The following is a 19,705-nucleotide window of genomic DNA, read 5'->3' as shown; positions in this document are numbered from 1 at the left end:
TAGAACAATAGCAAATCCGCAGGACGATGTGAGGAGGAAGATTTGACATGAGCAAAGTAATCGGGATCGACCTGGGGACGACAAACTCCTGCGTCGCGGTTATGGAAGGCGGCGAAGCCGTCGTCATTCCCAATCCGGAAGGCAACCGCACGACCCCGTCGGTCGTCGGCTTCAAAAAAGACGGCGAGCGCACGATCGGCGAAACCGCGAAGCGCCAAGCCATTACGAACCCCGACCGCACGGTCATTTCGATCAAGCGCCATATGGGCACCAACTATAAAGTAAAAATCGAAGACAAGGAATATACGCCGCAAGAAATTTCGGCGATGATCCTGCAGAAGCTCAAAGCCGACGCGGAAGCGTATTTGGGGCAGCCGGTCACGCAAGCGGTCATTACCGTTCCGGCCTACTTCAACGACAGCCAGCGCCAGGCAACGAAGGACGCGGGCGCGATCGCAGGCCTCGAAGTGCTCCGGATCGTGAACGAACCGACGGCGGCCGCGCTCGCATACGGCCTGGAGAAGCAAGAAGACCAGACGATTCTCGTCTTCGACCTCGGCGGCGGCACGTTCGACGTCAGCATTCTCGAACTCGGCTCCGGCTTCTTCGAAGTCAAGGCGACGAGCGGGGACAACCATCTCGGCGGCGACGATTTCGACCAGGCGATCATGGAATGGCTCAGCGCCGAATTCAAAAAAGAGCACGGCGTCGATCTGCTGAAAGACCGCGCGGCCGTGCAGCGGCTGAAAGACGCGGCGGAAAAAGCGAAAAAGGAACTGTCCGGCGTGCTGAGCACGACGATTTCGCTGCCGTTCATCACGATGGTCGACGGCGTTCCGCAGCACTTGGAGCTTAACCTGACCCGCGCCAAATTCGACGAATTGACCGAATCGCTCGTCGAGCGCACGATGGCTCCGACGCGCCAGGCGCTTGCGGATTCGGGCCTCAGCGCTTCCGAGATCGACAAGGTCGTTCTCGTCGGCGGTTCCTCGCGGATTCCGGCCGTCCAGGAAGCGATCAAGAAATTGACCGGGAAGGAACCGCACAAAGGCGTCAACCCGGACGAAGTCGTCGCCCTGGGCGCCGCCGTGCAAGCGGGCGTTCTGACCGGCGACGTGAAGGACGTCGTTCTCCTCGACGTGACGCCGCTGTCGCTCGGCATCGAAACGGCGGGCGGCGTCATGACGAAGATGATCGACCGCAACACGACGATCCCGACGGAAAAATCGCAGGTGTTCTCGACGTACGCGGACAACCAGACGCAGGTCGAAATTCACGTCCTGCAGGGCGAACGCGCGATGGCCCGCGACAACAAGACGCTCGGCCGCTTCATCCTGAGCGACATTCCGCCGGCGCCGCGCGGCATCCCGCAAATCGAGGTCAAATTCGATATCGACGCCAACGGCATCGTCAACGTATCGGCTCTCGACAAAGGCACGGGCAAAAGCCAAAAAATCACGATCACGTCCTCGAGCGGCCTGAGCAAGGAAGAAATCGACCGGATGCAGAAGGAAGCCGAGCTTCACGCCGAGGAAGACGCGAAGCGCCGCGAGCTGATCGAAACGAAAAACAACGCCGACCAGCTCGTGTACACGGTGGAGAAGACGATCAAGGATCTCGGCGAGAAAGCCGATCCGGGCGAAGTCGAGAAAGCGGACGCCGCCAAAGAAAAATTGAAAAAAGCGCTTGAAGGCGAAAATCTCGACGAAATCAAAGCGGCGACCGACGAGCTGACGCAAATCGTGCAGCAGCTGTCCGTCAAGCTCTACGAGCAGGCGGCCGCGGACGCGCAAGCCTCGCAAGGCGCGGCGGGAGCGGCTGCCGACGGCGGCCCCGCCAAAAAAGACAACGTCGTCGACGCGGATTACGAAGTCGTGGACGAAGACAAGAAATAAGCACAACCAAAACGAAAGCCTGATCGAAGTCAAAGCTCGTTTCCGTTGCCGGACCGGCGACCGAAACGGCTTTGACTTTCCTCATGAGGAGGCGGAGCAGTGGCAGAGAAACGAGACTATTACGAAGTGCTGGGGGTCGACCGGAACGCTTCGGCCGAAGATATCAAAAAAGCCTATCGGAAACTCGCTCGCCAGTACCATCCCGACGTCAACAAGGCGCCCGACGCCGAAGCGAAATTCAAGGAGGTCAAGGAAGCGAGCGACGTTTTGAGCGATCCTCAGAAGCGCGCGCGCTACGACCAGTACGGTCATCAGGATCCGATGGCGGGCTTCGGCGGCGGAGCTGGCGGGGCCGGCGATTTCGCGGGCGGCTTCGGCGACATTTTCGATATGTTTTTCGGCGGCGGCGGCCGGCGCGATCCGAACGCTCCTCAGCGCGGGAACGATTTGCAATATACGATGACCCTTACGTTCAAGGAAGCGGTTTTCGGCAAGGAAACGGATTTGACCATTCCCCGCACCGAAACTTGCGACACGTGCCACGGCAGCGGCGCGAAGCCCGGCTCGAAAGTGGACACCTGTTCCTCCTGCCGGGGCACCGGCCAGGAAGAAGTCGTGCAGAATACGCCGTTCGGGCGCATCGTCAACCGCAGGGTATGTTCCGCTTGCGGCGGGCGCGGCAAGACGATCCGCGAGCGCTGCGGGACTTGCGGCGGCAGCGGCCAAGTGAAACGCCAGCGGAAAATCCACGTCAAAATTCCGGCAGGCGTCGACGACGGCGCCCAGCTTCGCGTCAGCGGCGAAGGGGAAGCCGGCGTGCGCGGAGGGCCCCCGGGCGATCTTTACCTCGTTCTTCGGGTGAAGGAGCACGAGTTTTTCGAACGCGAAGGAGACGACATCTATTGCGAAGTGCCGCTTACGTTCGTGCAGGCGGCGCTCGGCGACGAGATCGAAGTTCCGACGTTGACGGAAAAGGTCAAGCTCAAAATTCCGGCCGGAACCCAGACGGGCACGTATTTCCGGCTCAAGGGAAAGGGCGTGCCGAAGCTTCGCGGCTACGGGCAAGGCGACCAGCACGTCAAGGTGACGATCGTGACGCCGACCAACCTGTCCGACGCCCAGAAGGATCTGCTGCGCGATTTTGCCGCCAAGAGCGGGGAATCGACGCAGGAGCAGCACCCCTCGAACATTTTCGAACGCATGAAAAAAGCGATTTTAGGCGACTGATCGCCCGTTCCCCGGCCTCCTGCCCGCCGTTTGCGCGGAAGGGGGCTCTTTGCCGTGCATAGCCGCGAAAGCGACCGCGCATGCTACTTAACTGAGGCAAACTACAAATCAAAGGATGGATCGACGATGAGCTTACGCGATTTCTTTAACCAGAAGCCGTTTCGTTCGAATCCGCCCGCCAAGCTTCCGGTTGCTTCGGCCGAGGACGTGGAGTTTTCCCAGGAGCTGGCGGACGAAGACGATCTGGAAGCGCAGCAAAGAGCCGAGGAAGCGGATCGCCGCGCGGCCTTGTATAAAGGGGAATAAGCGCGATGGACATGGTATCGATGGCCGCCAGTTTTCCGTCGCAGGATCAGGCGGAGCGGGCGGTCCGCAAACTGGCGGCTCTTCGCGCCGACCGGTTCCGAATGGAACGGCTCGGCGGAGAAGCGGGTTCGCTTCCCGGGGATCAAGGAATCGAAGCTTCCGGCGAGCTCGGAGAAGCCGATTCCGCAGAGGCGTTCAGCCTGTCCGTGCAGGTGCCGGCGGCCGCGGCGCGGCAAGCCAGGACCGTCATCGAGCAAGCCGGCGGCCAAGTTCGATCGGAAGCCCCTTGAGTTTGAAGCGCCGGGCCGCAGGGCCCAGGCGTTTTTTTGCGTCCTCTTCCGCGAAGCGTGTATAATGAAGGTCAATGAACCGTCAATCGGAGTGCCGTTTGAATCAGGGAGGAAAAGCTGTGCGTTGGTTTGAAGTGACCGTCTTCGCGGCGGAGGATTCGCAGGATATTATCGCCAATTATCTTCACGAGCTGGGGGCGGGAGGCGTATCGATCGAGGAATCGTGGACGCCCGACAAGCCGAGGGATACGTCTTACGGCCAATGGTACGACAAGCCGCTCAACGACATCCCTGCGGGCTACGCTTATATTAAAGGTTATTTTTCGGAGGACACCGATGCGAACGGGGTCGCCGCGGAGCTTGAGAGGCTGCTGCCCGGATTGCCCGAATTCGGCTTCGACGCGGGACAATTCCGGATCAGCGTAGCCGAGGTGGACGAGGAAGACTGGGCGCATGCGTGGAAGAAATATTTCAAGCCGATCGCGGTAACCGATCGTTTGACGATCAAGCCGACGTGGGAGGAGTACGAAGCGCGGCCCGGCGAGCTGATCATCGAGCTCGATCCGGGCATGGCGTTCGGCACGGGAACGCATCCGACGACCGCGCTTTGCCTGCGCACGCTCGAAGGCGCCATTTCCGGCGGGGAGACGGTGATCGACGTCGGCACGGGGTCCGGCATCCTCGCGATCGGCGCCATCCGGCTCGGGGCCGAGCGGGTGCTGGCCGTCGACCTCGATCCGGTGGCGGTGACGAGCGCGGAGCAAAACGCGGCGCTGAACGGCCTGGAAGGCGCAATCGAAGTCAGGAAAAGCGATCTTCTCGGCGTGCTCCGATCGGCGGAGAGGGAGGAGACGCGGGAGAGCGGCTCCGTTCGCCCGCCCGTCGATATCGTCGTGGCGAACATTCTCGCCGAGATCATTCTTTTGTTCGTTTCCGACGTGATGGACGTGCTGAAGCCGGGCGGGATTTACATTGCCAGCGGCATTTACAAAAACAAGGAAGCCGACGTGGAAGCCGCGCTGCTCGCCGCAGGCTTCGAAATCGTCGACCGGGTCCGCCAGGACGACTGGATCGCGTTCGTGGCGGGCAAGCCGAAGGGAGACGCGGAATGAATTTTCTCTGGTACCCGCTCGAGCATCTGCCGTTCATCGTCCTGACGATGCTGCTTGCTTTTACGGTGCACGAATTCGCGCATGCGTGGACGGCCTGGAAGTTCGGCGATCCGACCGCCTACGAGCAAGGCCGGGTCACGCTCAATCCGATGGCCCATCTGGATTTGTTCGGCATCTTGTTTTTGCTCATTGCGGGGTTCGGCTGGGCGAAGCCGGTTCCGGTCCGCAGAAGCCGGTTTCGCCGTCCGAGGCTGATGAGCGTCGCCGTGACGGCCGCGGGACCCGTCAGCAATTTGCTGCTCGCCTTTCTGGGACTTCTCGTCCTTTATGTTCTGGTTGCGGTCGGGGCGCTGGAAGCCCCGTCGCAGGCGATGCTGGAAACGGTGTCGACTTTCATCTCCTACTGGCTTCATATTAACGTCATCCTTTTTTTGTTTAATCTGATTCCGCTGCCGCCGTTGGACGGCTACCGGATCGTCGAGGAGTTCGCGCCGCTTAACGTACGTCTTAAAATGAGCCAGAACGAGCAGTGGGGGATGTTCGTCTTCTTGCTGCTCGTGTTCATTCCGCCGCTGCGCAACGCCACAATCACGCCGTTGTTTTCGCTGGCCGCGCCGATTCAGGAGGCAATGAACGGGCTGCTCTCGAGCCTGTTCGGAAACGCCGGAAATTCGGTCATCGTCCGGACGCTGGGCTATATGCTCGGCTGGGCGCTCTAATCGAAGGTGGCGCCATATCGGCAAACGAGGTATGATGAAGGGTAGAAAAAAGCGGGGGGCTTGAGACATGCAGCGCTATTTCGTCGCTCCCGGCCAATTCGGCGAAGCCGGCGTGACGCTGGCGGGCGAGGATGCCCGTCATTTGAGCGCGGTGATGCGGGCGAAGCCGGGGGACGTTTTTATCGCTTGCGACGGTGCCGGACGGGAAGCGAAGGTTCGGATCGATACGATCGGGACGGGCGCCGTTGCCGGCACGTTGCTCGAATGGATCGATTCGGGCTCGGAAATGGCGTGGCGCGTCGCCGTCGCCCAAAGCTTGCCGAAAGGAGACAAGCTGGAAACCGTCATTCAGAAGGGAACCGAGGCGGGCGCCGCCCGGTTTCAGCCGTTCGTTTCCAGAAGGACGATCGTCCAGTACGACGAGCGCAAGGAAGGGAAGCGGCTCGCGCGTTGGCGCACGATCGCCAAGGAGGCGGCCGAGCAATCGCACCGCTCGATCGTGCCGGAGGTTAAGCCCGTCATCTCGTGGAAGGAGCTGCTGGCTTCGTTCCGCGAATTCGATTCGGTGCTGCTCTGCTACGAAGAGGAAGGGCGAAGCGGTGCGGGACTTCAGCCTGCGCTAGCCGCTTTGAAGAACCGGTTCGCCGCGGACGGCCGGAACGATCCGAGCGTTCTGCTCGTCGTCGGTCCCGAGGGCGGCTTCGACCCCAGGGAGGCGGAGGAAGCAGAGGCCAACGGGGCGACGGCGGTCGGTCTGGGCCGCCGCATATTAAGGACGGAGACGGCCGCGCTTGTGGCGCTTGCTTGCATCGCGTACGAATCCGGAGAAATGGGAGGATGATCCGCCATGCCTAGCGTGGCATTTTATACTTTGGGCTGCAAAGTCAATTTCTACGATACGGAAGCGATGTGGCAGCTGTTCAAAAACGAAGGCTACGAGCAGGTCGATTTCGAAACGAAGACCGCGGACGTCTACGTGATCAACACCTGCACCGTAACGAACACCGGCGACAAAAAAAGCCGGCAAATTATCCGGCGGGCGGTGCGCCGCAATCCGGACGCCGTCATTGCCGTCACCGGCTGCTACGCGCAGACGTCGCCCGCGGAGATCATGGATATCGAGGGCGTCGATCTCGTCATCGGGACACAGGATCGCGACAAGCTGATGACGCTTATCGCGGACATTCAGAAGGAGCGCAAGCCGGTCAACGCGGTCCGCAACATAATGAAGACGCGCGAATTCGAGGAGCTTGACGTGCCGGCCTTCGCCGACAAGACGCGGGCATTCCTGAAAATCCAGGAGGGCTGCAACAATTTTTGCACCTTCTGCATCATTCCGTGGTCGCGCGGCCTTTCGCGCAGCCGGGATTCCGCAAGCGTGCTCAAGCAGGCGCGGCAGCTCGTCGCCGCTGGCTACAAGGAAATCGTGCTGACCGGCATCCATACCGGCGGCTACGGCGACGACCTGGAAAACTACCGGCTAGCCGATTTGCTGGCCGACCTCGACAAGGTCGAAGGGCTGGAACGGATCCGCATCAGCTCGATCGAAGCGAGCCAGATCGACGACAAGATGATCGCCGTGCTCAATTCGTCCCCGAAAATGTGCCGGCATTTGCACATCCCGCTGCAAGCCGGCGACGACGCGATTTTGAAGCGGATGCGGCGCAAATATACGACCGCCGAATTCGCGGACAAAATCGCCCGCATCAAGGAAGCGATGCCGGACGTCGCGATCACGACCGACGTGATCGTCGGGTTTCCCGGAGAGACGGACGAGCAATTCGAGAACGGCTACCGGTTCATGAAGGAAATCGGATTTGCCGAAATGCATGTGTTTCCGTATTCGAAGCGGACGGGAACGCCGGCGGCGCGCATGGATGACCAGGTCGACGAGGAGCTGAAGCACGAGAGGGTGCACAAGCTGATCGACCTGTCCGAGTCGATGCAGGCGGAATACGCGCGCAAATGGGCCGGACGCGAGCTTGAGGTTATCCCCGAGCGAACCGGCAAAGCGCGCGAAGGCTCCGGCTTCATTGCCGGGCACGCGGACAATTATTTGCTCGTGGCGTTCGAAGGCGACGAGTCGCTCGTCGGCAAACTGTGCCGCGTGCGCGTCACGGAAACGGGCGTCAACGAGTGCAAGGGCGAGCTGCTCGAGGTGCTGGAAGACAGCTTTCCGATGGCGATGCGGGCTTGAGGTTTAAGTCGAAGGAGAAGAAAGATTTCAACCCGGCGATGGGCGGACGGCAGCGGCTGCCGCGTTGCCGGGATGGAATCTTTTGTCGTACATAAGTTGCAGATTCGGATATTTGGCAGGGGGAGTCGAAAGTGAAGGAAATTTCCGCGGGGGGCGTCGTCTACCGGAATCGGAACGGGAGCCTGGAAATTCAGTTGATTAAAGACCGATTCGGAAAAACGACGCTGGCTAAGGGGAAGATGGAGGAAGGCGAGTCGATCGAGCAGACGGCGCTCCGCGAAATTTCGGAGGAAACGGGCATTTCCGGCCGAATCGTGGCGCCGCTGTCGGTCATTCGCTACCAGTACGAATCCGCCGATCGGGAAGCCGTTCAGAAGGAAGTGCATTACTTCCTGGTCGAAGCCGGGGACGGCTCCTTGAAAGCGCAAACGGAAGAAATCGCGGGCGTCGCCTGGCATACGCCGGAAGAAAGCTGGCGGCTTCAGCGCGAAGGCGGTTACGACACGAACGACGAGGTGCTGCGCGCGGCGCTTCGCAAGCTGGGGTTCGAGCCGGCCGATACCGAGCCGGCGCCGCCGGGCGGCCGCTTTCCGATCTGGCTGCCGGGCCAGTCGATGGCGCCGTTTATCGACCATACGCTGCTGAAGGCGGACGCGCGCGCGGACGATTTCGCGAAGCTTTGCGACGAGGCGCTTGAATACGGGTTTTACAGCGTATGCGTGAACGGGCGCTGGGTTCGGATGTGCCGGGAGAAGCTGTCCGGAACCCCCGTCAAAGTGTGCGCCGTCGTCGGCTTTCCCCTCGGCGCCATGGCGACGCGGGCCAAAGCGTTCGAAGCCGCGGCCGCCGTCGAGGACGGCGCTTCGGAAATCGATATGGTGCTGCCGATCGGCAGGCTGCTCGACCGGGATTTCGACGCCGTGGAACGGGATATCGCGTCGGTCGTGCAGGCGGTGCAGGGAGGCGCGCTCGTCAAGGTCATTCTGGAAACGGGAGCGCTGCCTTCGGAAGAGCTGAAGCGGGAAGCGTGCAAGCTGACGGAGGCGGCGGGCGCCGACTACGTGAAGACGTCGACCGGATTCGGGCCGGGCGGCGCGACGGAAGCGGATATACGGCTAATGCGCGAAGCGGTGTCTCCGCGCCTGGGCGTGAAAGCTTCGGGAGGCGTGCGGAGCGCGGAAACGGCCGCCGCGATGCTGCTGGCCGGCGCGAGCCGGATCGGCACGAGCTCCGGCGTCGCCATTGCCGGGGGATCGGCCGCCGCTTCCGGCGGGTATTAAGCGAACCGCGCCGGCGAGCGGCGCTCGGCGGACGTTACTTGCCACGCGCGAGAGGCGACTGCGGAGGTTCGAGCGCGCGGACGCCCAAATACGCGATCGGCAGGGCGAGCACGGAACAGGCGACGTTGAACAGCGTCTGGGCATGCGCGATTTGGGCGGCCGGGTGGCCCGGGGCGATCGCGGCGGAAACGGCGAGCAGCTCCCCCTTCAACGGGTAGAACAGCATCGTCCCGCCCACGTTCAGGGCGATTTGCGACAGCGCGACGAACCGGCCGCCCCTGCCGCCGGCAAGCGAGGCAAGCAATCCGGTAAAGCACGTGCCGACGTTCGCGCCCAGCACGACGGCGACGCCGGTTACGGCCGGCAGCGTTCCTGTATCGGCGAGACTCATCGCCATGCCGATGACCGCCGAGCTCGAATGGACGAGCGCGGACAGCGCCGCTCCTCCGAGCAGCCCCCATACCGGCCTTTGCTCGGCGAACGCCATCCATTCCGCGAACGTGCCGTTTTGCTGAAGGGCGGGGCCGATCGACTGCAGCGAAGCGAACCCGACCAGCATGAGCGCGAAGCCCGCCGTCGCCGCCGAGCCGTAGCGCAACGCTTCCGCGGCATGGCGGGGAAGAGGAGGCGCCAGGCGGGCTTCCAGCGACAGAAACGTCCATAGCCAGACGACGAGAGAAGCACCGAGCAGGGGCAGGCCGAAGCGGTGAATGCGGAGGCCGATCAATTCGGTCGTCAGGGTCGTGCCGACGTTGGTCCCGAGCAAAATGCCGAAGCTGTTGGCGAGCGGCAGCATGCCGGCGTTGACGAGGCCGATCGTCAGCAGCGTCACCGCGGTTCCGCTTTGCAGCAGCCCGGAAGTCACGGTTCCGGATACGAAGCCGCGCAAGGGGGTCGAAGTCGTTCGTTCAAGCGCGGCGTTCAGCCGGTCCCCGGCCCAGACGCGAAGCGCCGTTTCCGTCATTTTCATGCCGCCGAGCAGCAAGGCCAGTCCGAAAATCGAAGCGGCGACGAGCGGAACCCACATCGTCTCATTCCTCCCGTCATCCCATGAAAAATTTACATATCATTTTATGCTCAGACCGGACAAGTAATGTCCTTAAAGAAAGGCGTGATCGACATGTCCAATGAGGTTCAAGCCCGCGTCGTCCTGAACCGCTCCCGCCGTCCGAGGCTGGAGCAAGGCCATCCGTGGGTGTTTCGGAACGAAATCGAAAAGCTGGAGGGAGAAGCCGAACCCGGAGCCCTCGTTCAGGTGTTCAACCACCGTGGCCAATTTCAGGCCGTCGGGTACTGGAACCCGGCTTCCCAAATTTCCGTCCGGATCGTCTCCTACAAGCCGCTTGAGCGGTGGGATACGGAATGGTTCAAGGCTCGATTCCAAACGTGCGCCGACCACCGCCGCCGGTTTTCCGGCTCCGAGCCGTCCTGCCGGCTCGTGTTCGGCGAAGCGGATTTTCTCCCTGGACTCGTCGTCGACCGGTATGCCGACGTACTTGTCGTGCAGGTGCTGACGCTCGGGATGGACAAGGCCCGCGAGCTTTGGCTGCCGGCTTTGATCGACGTGTTCGCGCCGCGCGGCATTTACGAGCGCAGCGACGTCGGCGTCCGCATGCTCGAAGGGCTGGAGGAGCGCATCGGCGTTTTGTACGGCGAATGTCCCCGCTACGTCGTCATCGAGGAAAACGGCCTGAAAGTCGAAGTCGATATCGAAGGCGGGCAAAAAACGGGATACTTTTTCGACCAACGGGAAAATCGCGCCGCCATCGCGCCGCTGATGACCGGATGGGGCGCAAGGAGCGGCATCGTCGTGGAGCGCAGAGAAACGGAGGAAGGCATCCGGGACGTTCCCGTCAATGCCAACGGAAATCCGGTCACGTTCCCTTATTGGGACGGGGCGACCGTGCTCGAATGTTTCGCGCATACCGGCAGCTTTTCTCTGCATGCCTGCAAATACGGCGCGAAAAAAGCGACCTGTCTCGATATTTCGGCGCATGCGATCGAAACCGCAAAGCGCAACGTCGAGCGGAACGGCTTTTCCGACCGGGTCGAATTCGTGACGGCCGACGCTTTCGAATATTTGCGGCAGCAGGTCAAGGGCCGGGAAGAACGCCTGCAAAGAGCGGCCGGAGGCAAGGCGGATACGTCGAAGCCGCTCGTTTCGGAAGGCCGGACGTGGGACGTCGTCATTCTCGATCCGCCGGCGTTCGCCAAGACGAAGCGGGCCGTGCCCAGCGCCATACGCGGCTATAAGGACATCAATTTGCACGCGATGAAGTTGGTCAACGAAGGCGGCTATTTGGTCACGGCGAGCTGCTCTTATCATGTGCGGCCGGAGCTGTTCATGGAGACGCTTCTGGAGGCCGCCGCCGACGCCGGCAAAATTCTTCGCTGCATCGAATGGCGGGGGGCGGGCAAAGATCATCCGCAGCTCGGCGGTGTCGAAGAAGGTCATTATTTGAAATTCGGCATCTTCGAGGTCCGCACCCGAAAAGCGCTTTGAGGACGGGCTTCTGGGTCTTCGGACAGGAAGCGGATTGGGTTTTTTAGACTAATTGTTAAGAAAGTATGAGTCGCGCAACCTGTAACTTTTCTAAAATCTCTCCTGTAATCTGTAAACATAGATAAAGGAGAGAGGAAGTGAATGATGATGGATGTGCTGCGATTCGGAAGGCGCTCCGTGCCGCTGCGAAACAAGGCGAAACGGCTCGAAAGCCGTCAGCGATTGAACAAACGCATGCGCGAAATGGCGCTCGATCTGGAATTCCGCCGCAAATGGAAGCAAGTGATCGATGTCGAACTGTGGTCGGACGCGGCGATATTCTGGTTCGAGGACGGCACGAAGCTTTATTTGAATATTTCGTGAATCTTTCCCGATGCGCCCGTTCGCAGCGTTGGGGGAAATTCGGACCTATTAGGGCCTTGGGGCGTTTTCCCCGCGGTCCTTTTTTGCATATCGGATGGCAGATTCCGAATCTGCGAACGCCTGTGCGCCCTTGTCCGCGATATGGTACAATGAATCGGAAGATGAGAAGTTTCGGAGATTTTCCGCGTATTTTCGGAGCAACGGAAGGAGGCGGCAGCAAATGGCGCTTCGTTTGATAACGGGACGATCGGGCAGCGGCAAAACGCGTTTCTGCCTCGACGAAATCAGGCAGCGGCTGCGGGAAGACCCGCTGGGTCCGCCGATGATTTTGCTTGTGCCGGAGCAGGCGACGTTTCAGATGGAGTACGCGATGGTATCCACGCCGGGGCTGAACGGGTTCATGCGCGCCCAGGTGCTCAGCTTTCGGCGCCTCGCCTTTCGCGTCATGCAGGAGACGGGCGGGACCGCCGCCGTTCCGATCGATGAAACCGGCAAAGCGATGCTCATCCACAAATCGCTCGAAACCCGCAAAGGCCAATGGAAGCTGCTGCTCGGCGAAACCGCGGGCCAAGGACTGGTCGGCAAGCTGAGCGAGCTGTTGACCGAATGGAAACGGTACGGGGTCGACGGGGCAAAGGCGGAGGAGCTGGCGGAAAGCGCCGCGCGATCGGATCCGGGAGCGGCGCTGCTTGCCGACAAGCTGCACGATTTATCGCTGTTAAGCCGCGACCTGGATCGGGAAATGGCGGGAAAATGGCTGGACGGCGAAGACGCGCTCCGCTGGCTCGTCGGCGGGGCCGCCGAATCGGCGCTTCTCGCCGACGCGGAAATTTGGCTCGACGGCTTTCACGGCTTTACGCCGAACGAGTACGAAGCGATCGAGGCGCTGCTGCGCCGCTGCCCCCGAGTGTCGGTCGCGCTTTGCCTCGACCGGCCGAGAGGCGCGGGCGAGCGTCCGGACGAGCTGGAGCTGTTCCATCCGACGGCGGAAACGTCCGCCCGGCTCTGCGAACTGGCCGAAGCCGCCGGCGTCGCGATCGAGCGGCCCGTGACGCTCGATCGCGACGTTTTGCCGCGATACAAGGCGAGCCCGATGCTCGCGCACCTGGAGCGCTCGTTCGATGCGCGTTTGCGGTGGAACGGGGATGCCGCATCGCTCTCGCCCGATCACCCGTTATGCGGCCTGTCGCTTCACGAGGCGGCCAACCGCCGGGCCGAAGCCGAAGGAGCGGCGCGCGACATGCTGCGCCGGGCGCGAGAAGGCGGCTGCCGCTGGCGGGACATGGCGGTCTTCGTCCGCAAGGTGGAAGACTACGCCGATCTGCTCGCGGAAGTGTTCGACGATTACGACATCCCCTACTTTCTCGACGGCAAGGTGACGGCGGCGCATCATCCGCTGGCGGAGTTCGTCCGCTCGGCTTTGGAGGCGGTGGCGGGCGGCTGGAAATCCGACGCCGTCTTCCGCTGCGCGAAAACGGATCTGCTGCATCCGGGCGATAAGGAGCTCCTGAGGGCGGAAGTGGATACGTTGGAGAACTATGCCCTGGCCGCGGGAATCGACGGCTGGCGGTGGCACGACGATCGGGCCTGGCAGCCGTTGTTCCGCGGGGATCTGGAGGACGAAACGGAGCCGTCCCGCTACGAACGAGGGATGGAGGAAATCCGGCGCATCCGCGATGCCGCGCTGGAGCCGTTGCTCCGGCTGGAGCAACGGGTCAAAAAGGCGAAAACGATGCGCGATTTGGGCACGGCGCTGTTTTCGCTGCTGGAGGAAACGCGGGCAGCCGACCGGCTGGAGCGCTGGAGCGCGGAAGACGAGGCCGCGGGCGATCCCGGCAAGGCGCGTCTTCACCGGCCGCTTTGGGACGGCGTGCTCGGGCTGCTGGACCAGCTCGTCGAATTAATGGGGGACGAGCCGGCCAACCTTCCCCTGTTCGCGGGAATGATCGATGCCGGAATCGAAGAGATGAAGCTCGGCGCGGTGCCGCCCTCCCTGGATGCGGTGCTCGTCGGCAGTCCGGAGCGGACGAGGTCGGACCGGGTAGCCGTGCTGTATATGCTCGGAGTCGGCGACGGCGTCATGCCGATGGCCGTCCGCGAGAACGGGCTGCTGTCGGAACCCGAACGGGAGCGCCTGGCGGAGGCCGGGTTGCAGCTCGCGCCGGGAGCGCGGCGAAGGCTGCTGGACGAACGTTTTTTGGCTTATTTGGCCTTGACGACGCCATCCCGGCATTTGTGGGTCAGCTACCCCGCGTCGGATGAAGAGGGGAAAGGCCTGCTGCCGTCGGAGTACATTCGCCGCATCCGGCAGCGCTTCCCCGGTCTGTCCGTCGGGACGTTGCAGGCCGAACCGCAGGAAAGCGAAGACGAGGAGCGTCAGCTGCGTTACGCCGTCCATCCCGGCAAGGCGCTTACGTTTTTGACGGCGAGGCTGCGGCGCTGGCGGCAGGGCGGCGAGCTTGCCGGGGGCTGGTGGTCGGTCTACCGCTTTTTCGCGGAGCGGGACGAGTGGCGGCCGAAGCTGCAAAAAATGCTGTCCTCGCTCCATTACCGCAACGACGAACCGCCGCTGGGCGCGGCCACGAGCAGGCTGCTTTACGGCGATCGCCTGATCGCCAGCGTCTCGAGAATGGAGCGTTTCGTCGCCTGCCCGTTCCGGCATTTCGCTTCGCACGGATTGAAGCTTCGCGAGCGCATGTTGTATCGGGTGGAAGCTCCCGATATCGGCCAGCTGTTTCACGCCGCGCTTCGCCAGACGACGGAAAAGCTGCTTGCCGAAGGGCCGGCCGGCCAATCGATGGCCCGCTGGCAGCAGGAAGCGGCCGCGGCCGTCGAGCGGCTGCTGCCCAAGGTGCAGTCCCGGATTTTGCTGTCATCCCTCCGTCATCAAGCGATGGCCCGCAAGCTGACGGACATCGTCGCCAGGGCTTCGGCCATGCTGGGCGAGCACGCGAGGCTGTCCCGGTTTCATCCCGTCGGGCTGGAGGTGACGTTCGGCCCCGACGGCATGTTGCCGCCGCTCTCCCTTGACCTCGGAGGCGGACGCTGGATGGACATCGTCGGGCGGATCGACCGCGTCGATGCCGCGCAGACGGAAGACGGGCTGCTGCTGCGCATTATGGATTACAAATCGAGCCCGACGAAGCTGAAGCTGGAAGAGGTCGCGCACGGATTGTCGCTGCAAATGCTGACCTATCTCGACGTTGTCGTCTCGCATGCGCCGAGCTGGCTTGGACGGCCTGCGGAGCCTGCCGGCGTTCTGTACTTTCACGTACATAATCCGCTTCTGCACAGCTTGAACGGCATGTCCCTCCAGGAAGCGGAACGCGCGATGAAAAAAGAGTTCCGCATGCAGGGTCTGGTGCTGGCCAACGGGGAAACGGTCCAGCTGATGGACGAGTCGCTGGCGACCGAAGGCAAGTCGGCCGTCATTCCGGTCGACTTCAAAAAGGACGGCACGTTTTCGGCGCGATCGCAGGTAGCGGATCCGGGGCAGTGGAACGTGCTCCGCAAATCCGTCCGCGGCAGCATACGGACCATCGGCCGCCGAATCGCGGACGGGGACGTATCGATCGCCCCATACCGGATGGACAAGCGAAGCCCGTGCGAACGGTGCGAATACCGCCCGGTGTGCCAATTCGACATGCTGATCGAAGGCAACGGGCATCGCCCGCTGCCCAAGCCGTCCAGCCGGGATCAGCTGTGGCAATGGCTGGAAAACGGATCGGAAGGGGGAGAAAAGACGTGAGCGTATCCGGGCGGTTTTTGCAGGCTACCTACGCAAAGCCCGAAGGCAGCCGCTGGACGGACGAGCAATGGGCGGCCATCGCCGCGCGGGGGACCGACATTCTCGTCGCCGCGGCCGCGGGTTCGGGCAAAACCGCCGTTTTGGTCGAGCGCATTATTTCCCGCATAACGGACGAAACGGAGCCTTTGGACGTGGACGCCCTGCTCGTGGCGACCTTTACGAAAGCCGCCGCCGCGGAGATGAAGGAACGGATCCGAATCGCGCTGGAGGACGAACTGGAGCAAAAGCCGGAATCCGCGCATTTGAAGCGGCAGCTCGCCCTGCTCCCCCGGGCGTCGGTCACGACGCTGCACTCCTTTTGCCTGGAGGTGGTCGAGCGGTATGCCCCGCTTATCGGCCTCGATCCGGGGTTTCGCATCGCAAACGAGACGGAAGCGGAATTGCTCCGGATGGATACGCTCGACGAATTGTTCGAGGAGCGGTACGGGGCCGAAGGCGAGCGGGGAGCGCTCGCGCGGCTTGCCGATCTGTTCGGCGGAGAACGCAGCGACGAGCCCCTGCACCGGCTCGTGCTCGAATTGCACGAATTCGCCCGAAGCCACCCTTGGCCGGAGCGATGGCTGCGGGAGGCCGCGGCTTTCATCCGCGAAGCCGGCGAAAACGGCATCGAGGGCGCCCCCTGGATGGAAACCGTGCGCGAAGACGCTTCGCTCGCGCTGCGGGGCGCGCTCAGCCAGCTCGAGGCCGCCCTTCGGGTCGCGGAGAGCCCCGGCGGGCCGCTGCCTTACGCGGCCGCGCTCCGGGAGGATGCGGCGGTCGTCGGCCGCTTGCTGGACGCGATCGCGCATGAACCGCCGGAAGCCTGGAACGAGGCGTATTCGGCCTGCGCGTTCGGGCGACTGAAGGCGATTCGCAAGGAAGAGTGCGACCCCGATTTGCAGGAACGCGCGAAGAAGCTTCGGGACGAGGCGAAAAAGGCGGTGTCGAAGCTCGGGGACGAGTGGTTTGTCCGTTCGCCGGACCAGTATGCGGAGGAACTGCGCAAGCTCGCCCCGGACATGGAGGCGCTGGCCGAGCTCGCGATCGAATTCGGCCGCAATTACGAGGCAGCCAAGCGGGCGAAAGGCTTACTCGATTTCGGCGATCTGGAGCACTACGCGCTGGCCGTTTTGCGGGATCCGGGTTCGAAGCCCGGCGAATCGCTGCCCTCCGCAGCGGCGCTCGACTACCGGGAGCGGTTCGCGGAAATATTGCTGGACGAGTATCAGGATACGAACGAGGTGCAGGAAGCGATCGTGTCGCTGATTGCCCGCAAGTCGCCCGGCAACGTGTTTATGGTCGGAGACGTGAAGCAAAGCATTTACCGGTTCCGTCTTGCGGAGCCGGGCCTGTTTCTGGCCAAATACAAATCGTTCGGCGTCTGGAAGCCCCTCGGCGACGGGGAGGCGGAGGAGGCCGCCTTCCCGGAAGGCGGCGCAAGCCTCCGGGGCTTGCGCATCGACCTGGCGCGGAATTTCCGCAGCCGTTCGCGGGTCATCGAAGCGGTGAACCACGTTTTTCGCCTGATCATGCGCGAGCCGGCGGGGGAAATGAATTACGATCGTCGGGCCGAGTTGATTTACGGTGAAGGCTATCCCGAAGAGGGCGGCGAAGCATCCGGCGGCGCATATGCCGTGGAAATGATTCTGCTCCAGCCGGGAAGCCCGGAGGCCGGGAGCGCGGCGGCCGGGCGCGAAAGCGGAGAGGCGCCGGAGCCGGCCGGGGACGACGAAGAGGGAGCGAGGCAGAGGCAAGAAGAGGAAGAGCTGGAAACCGCGCAGCTCGAAGCCCGCTGCATCGCGGACGAAATCCGGCGGCTGACGGGGACGGACGGCAGCGGCCGGCTCCCGTTTGCCGTCTACGACGGCAAAAGCAAGCTGCACAGACCCCTCCGGTTTCGCGATATCGTCATTTTGCTGCGAGCGACGTCGGCGGCCGCGCCGGTCGTGCTGGAGGAATTGAAGGCGGCCGGAATACCGGCCTTCGCCGACATGTCCTCCGGCTATTTTGCCGCGACGGAAGTCGACGTCATGCTGTCCTTGCTGCAACTGATCGACAACCCGGACCAGGACATTCCGCTGGCCGGCGTTCTCCGCTCGCCGCTGGTCGGCTTTACGGCCGAAGAGCTCGCGCAGATCCGGCTGCGCGATCGGTCCGGCTCGTTCTGGCAAGCCGTTCGGGCCGAGGCCGGCGAAGCGGCCGAATCGGCGGCGGCGTCCCGGGAGGGAGGACCCGACTCCTTGCCGGGCCGGCCGGCGGGCGGGGACGCGCAAGCCGACGGCCGGCGATCCCGGCTTCGCGCCTTTTTGGCTTCGCTTGATCGCTGGAGAACGCTGGCGAGACGGGAGCCGCTCGCGCGGCTGCTGCTGGCGCTTTACCGGGAAACGGGCTACTACGACTTTGTCGGCGGGTTGCCCGGAGGCGCGCAGCGGCAGGCGAACTTGCGGGCTCTCGTCGACAGGGCCCGGCAGTACGAGCAAAATTCGAGCTACAGGGGGCTGTACCGTTTTCTCCGTTTTTTGGGCAGAATGCGGGACACCGGAGCCGATCTCGGCGCCGCCCGGGCGCTCGGGGAACAGGACGACGTTGTCAGGCTCGTGTCCATCCACCGCAGCAAAGGCCTGGAGTTTCCCGTCGTCTTTGTCGCCGGTCTGGGCAAGACTTTCAACCGCCAGGACTTGAACGGGCTGTTTTTGAAGCATAAGCGGCTCGGCTTCGGTCCGAAATTCGTCGATCTCGACACGCGCGCGGCGTATCCGACGCTCCCGCAGCTCGCGATACGCAGAAGGCTGCGGGCGGAGCTGCTCGCCGAAGAAATGCGCGTGCTATATGTCGCGCTGACGAGACCGAAGGAAAAGCTCTATCTGATCGGCACGACGAAAGACGCGGCCAAGGATGTCGAAAAATGGCGCGAGCTGGCCGCCTTGTCCGGCGGAGGCATGCCCGATTACGCGATCGCCGCGGCAAGCCGGTACTTGGACTGGCTCGGTCCGGCGGCGGTTTTGGCCGGGGCGGACTGGAGCGCGGAAGGGACCGGCGGCGAGCGCTCGGGCCGGCCGAACGGCGGGACTCCGCCGTGGTCTTGCCGGATCGTGTCCGGATCGGCTTATACGCGGAGTCCGGCGTCCCCCGAACCGCTTTCTGGGGACGAGACGCTGTGGAACCGGGTTCAGCGGCTCGAGCCCGTTCCGGTTCCCGCGACGGCCGCCGGGCTTGCGGCTTACGAGGCGCTGTCGTGGTCCGATCCCCATGCGGGAGCGTCCCGTCTTGCGGCCAAAACGTCCGTATCCGCCCTGAAGGCGAAACCCGGCTTCCGTCCGGACGCCGAAACGGCCGAATCGACGCCTGCAACGGCGGAGCCGGGCGGCCGCGAGCCGTTGGAGGATTCCGACGAAGACCGGCTTTCCGTTTACGGCTCCGGGGACGGAACGGACGGGACGTCGGCGGCATCTCCGACGTTCAGGCTCCGGAGGCCGCGTTTTTTGTCGGACAGGCGGCTGACGCCCGCGGAGCGGGGAACGGCGGTTCATTTGGTCATGCAGCATTTGCCGCTGCGCCTCGGAACGAACGAGGCCGATATCGCGGAGCTGCTGTCCCGGATGGAGGCGTTGCGGATGATGACCCCGCAGACGAGACAGGCCGTCGACGCGGAGGCGATCGCGGCCTTTTGCCGGACGCCGCTGTACGAGCGGATTTGCCGGGCGGACCGGGTATGGCGGGAGCTGCCGTTCAGCTACGGGCTCCCGGCCCGAAAAGCCCACGCGGAGCTGGCAGCTTCCGATTCGGAAGATACCGTTCTGCTGCAAGGCGTGATCGACTGCCTTTTTTCCGAAGGCGACGGTTTCGTGCTGGTCGATTACAAAACCGATTACGTGCCGGACGGCAGCTTTGCACCGGCGGCCGAAAAACACCGGTTTCAGATGGAGCAATACGCCGAAGCGATCGAAGCGATCGCCGGCCGGCCCGTAACGGAAGGGTACGTTTATTTCGTGTACGGCGGCGGCGAAGCGGTCCGGCTCATTTGAA

General features: G+C 63.0%; 14 protein-coding genes. 13 read left to right on the top strand and 1 reads right to left on the bottom strand.

Annotated elements, in window-relative coordinates; genetic code table 11:
- The first annotated feature begins 47 nt into the window (after positions 1-47).
- From dnaK to deoC, 9 genes are all read left to right on the top strand, one after another.
- Positions 48-1,895, top strand: a complete 1,848-nt coding sequence (gene dnaK, locus B7E11_RS27095; protein ID WP_080840550.1) for a molecular chaperone DnaK — start codon at positions 48-50, stop codon at positions 1,893-1,895.
- 99 nt (positions 1,896-1,994) lie between these two features.
- Positions 1,995-3,122: a molecular chaperone DnaJ gene (gene dnaJ, locus B7E11_RS27090; RefSeq protein ID WP_080840549.1), complete on the top strand. Its 1,128-nt coding sequence runs from the start codon at positions 1,995-1,997 to the stop codon at positions 3,120-3,122.
- A 126-nt stretch (positions 3,123-3,248) separates the two neighbouring features.
- Positions 3,249-3,428, top strand: a complete 180-nt coding sequence (locus tag B7E11_RS27085; RefSeq protein ID WP_080840548.1) for a YfhD family protein — start codon at positions 3,249-3,251, stop codon at positions 3,426-3,428.
- A 5-nt stretch (positions 3,429-3,433) separates the two neighbouring features.
- Positions 3,434-3,718 (top strand): hypothetical protein, encoded by a 285-nt coding sequence (locus tag B7E11_RS27080; RefSeq protein ID WP_080840547.1) that lies wholly within the window; start codon positions 3,434-3,436, stop codon positions 3,716-3,718.
- Positions 3,719-3,837: 119 nt separating this feature from the next.
- Positions 3,838-4,830: a 50S ribosomal protein L11 methyltransferase gene (gene prmA, locus B7E11_RS27075; protein ID WP_080840546.1), complete on the top strand. Its 993-nt coding sequence runs from the start codon at positions 3,838-3,840 to the stop codon at positions 4,828-4,830.
- Positions 4,827-5,549: a site-2 protease family protein gene (locus B7E11_RS27070; protein ID WP_080840545.1), complete on the top strand. Its 723-nt coding sequence runs from the start codon at positions 4,827-4,829 to the stop codon at positions 5,547-5,549. Before prmA ends, B7E11_RS27070 begins: the two co-directional genes overlap by 4 nt.
- Positions 5,550-5,616: 67 nt before the next feature.
- Positions 5,617-6,390: an RsmE family RNA methyltransferase gene (locus tag B7E11_RS27065; RefSeq protein ID WP_080840544.1), complete on the top strand. Its 774-nt coding sequence runs from the start codon at positions 5,617-5,619 to the stop codon at positions 6,388-6,390.
- A 6-nt stretch (positions 6,391-6,396) separates the two neighbouring features.
- Entirely contained in the window at positions 6,397-7,746 is a 1,350-nt protein-coding gene (gene mtaB / locus B7E11_RS27060; protein WP_080840543.1) for a tRNA (N(6)-L-threonylcarbamoyladenosine(37)-C(2))-methylthiotransferase MtaB, read from the top strand.
- A 131-nt stretch (positions 7,747-7,877) separates the two neighbouring features.
- A complete protein-coding gene (deoC, locus tag B7E11_RS30820) occupies positions 7,878-9,026 on the top strand; it encodes a deoxyribose-phosphate aldolase (protein WP_080840542.1) in 1,149 nt (382 codons plus the stop codon).
- Between the two features lie 34 nt (positions 9,027-9,060).
- On the opposite strand, the gene B7E11_RS27050 is transcribed toward deoC, so the two are convergent.
- Positions 9,061-10,053 carry a Na/Pi cotransporter family protein gene (locus B7E11_RS27050; protein ID WP_080840541.1) on the bottom strand — a complete coding sequence of 331 codons (993 nt, stop codon included), beginning with the start codon at positions 10,051-10,053 and terminating at the stop codon, positions 9,061-9,063.
- Between the two features lie 93 nt (positions 10,054-10,146).
- Between B7E11_RS27050 and B7E11_RS27045 the strand changes: the two genes are divergently transcribed.
- The 4 genes from B7E11_RS27045 to B7E11_RS27030 all read left to right on the top strand — a co-directional run bounded on the left by B7E11_RS27045 (position 10,147) and on the right by B7E11_RS27030 (position 19,704).
- On the top strand, positions 10,147-11,529 hold the full coding sequence (locus B7E11_RS27045; protein ID WP_080840540.1) for a class I SAM-dependent rRNA methyltransferase: 1,383 nt from the start codon (positions 10,147-10,149) through the stop codon (positions 11,527-11,529).
- A 141-nt stretch (positions 11,530-11,670) separates the two neighbouring features.
- Positions 11,671-11,892 (top strand): hypothetical protein, encoded by a 222-nt coding sequence (locus tag B7E11_RS27040; protein WP_080840539.1) that lies wholly within the window; start codon positions 11,671-11,673, stop codon positions 11,890-11,892.
- Between the two features lie 220 nt (positions 11,893-12,112).
- Positions 12,113-15,640, top strand: a complete 3,528-nt coding sequence (gene addB, locus B7E11_RS27035; protein ID WP_080840538.1) for a helicase-exonuclease AddAB subunit AddB — start codon at positions 12,113-12,115, stop codon at positions 15,638-15,640.
- The gene (locus B7E11_RS27030) at positions 15,637-19,704 is read left to right on the top strand and encodes a UvrD-helicase domain-containing protein (protein ID WP_245809832.1); all 4,068 of its coding nucleotides are present in this window, start codon (positions 15,637-15,639) and stop codon (positions 19,702-19,704) included. The genes addB and B7E11_RS27030 overlap by 4 nt, the downstream gene beginning before the upstream one ends.
- Position 19,705: the final 1 nt, after the last annotated feature.

The sequence above is a fragment of the Cohnella massiliensis genome (assembly GCF_900169535.1).
In the GTDB taxonomy this organism is placed as follows: domain Bacteria; phylum Bacillota; class Bacilli; order Paenibacillales; family Paenibacillaceae; genus Cohnella; species Cohnella algarum.
This window is presented reverse-complemented; position numbering and strand designations above follow the sequence as displayed.

Coding starts and splice junctions, on each gene's coding strand:
- dnaK (WP_080840550.1), top strand. CDS start 48: ATGAGCAAAGTAATCGGGATCGACCTGGGGACGACAAACTCCTGCGTC.
- B7E11_RS27085 (WP_080840548.1), top strand. CDS start 3,249: ATGAGCTTACGCGATTTCTTTAACCAGAAGCCGTTTCGTTCGAATCCG.
- B7E11_RS27080 (WP_080840547.1), top strand. CDS start 3,434: ATGGACATGGTATCGATGGCCGCCAGTTTTCCGTCGCAGGATCAGGCG.
- B7E11_RS27070 (WP_080840545.1), top strand. CDS start 4,827: ATGAATTTTCTCTGGTACCCGCTCGAGCATCTGCCGTTCATCGTCCTG.
- B7E11_RS27065 (WP_080840544.1), top strand. CDS start 5,617: ATGCAGCGCTATTTCGTCGCTCCCGGCCAATTCGGCGAAGCCGGCGTG.
- mtaB (WP_080840543.1), top strand. CDS start 6,397: ATGCCTAGCGTGGCATTTTATACTTTGGGCTGCAAAGTCAATTTCTAC.
- B7E11_RS27050 (WP_080840541.1), bottom strand. CDS start 10,053: ATGTGGGTTCCGCTCGTCGCCGCTTCGATTTTCGGACTGGCCTTGCTG.
- B7E11_RS27045 (WP_080840540.1), top strand. CDS start 10,147: ATGTCCAATGAGGTTCAAGCCCGCGTCGTCCTGAACCGCTCCCGCCGT.
- B7E11_RS27040 (WP_080840539.1), top strand. CDS start 11,671: ATGATGATGGATGTGCTGCGATTCGGAAGGCGCTCCGTGCCGCTGCGA.
- addB (WP_080840538.1), top strand. CDS start 12,113: ATGGCGCTTCGTTTGATAACGGGACGATCGGGCAGCGGCAAAACGCGT.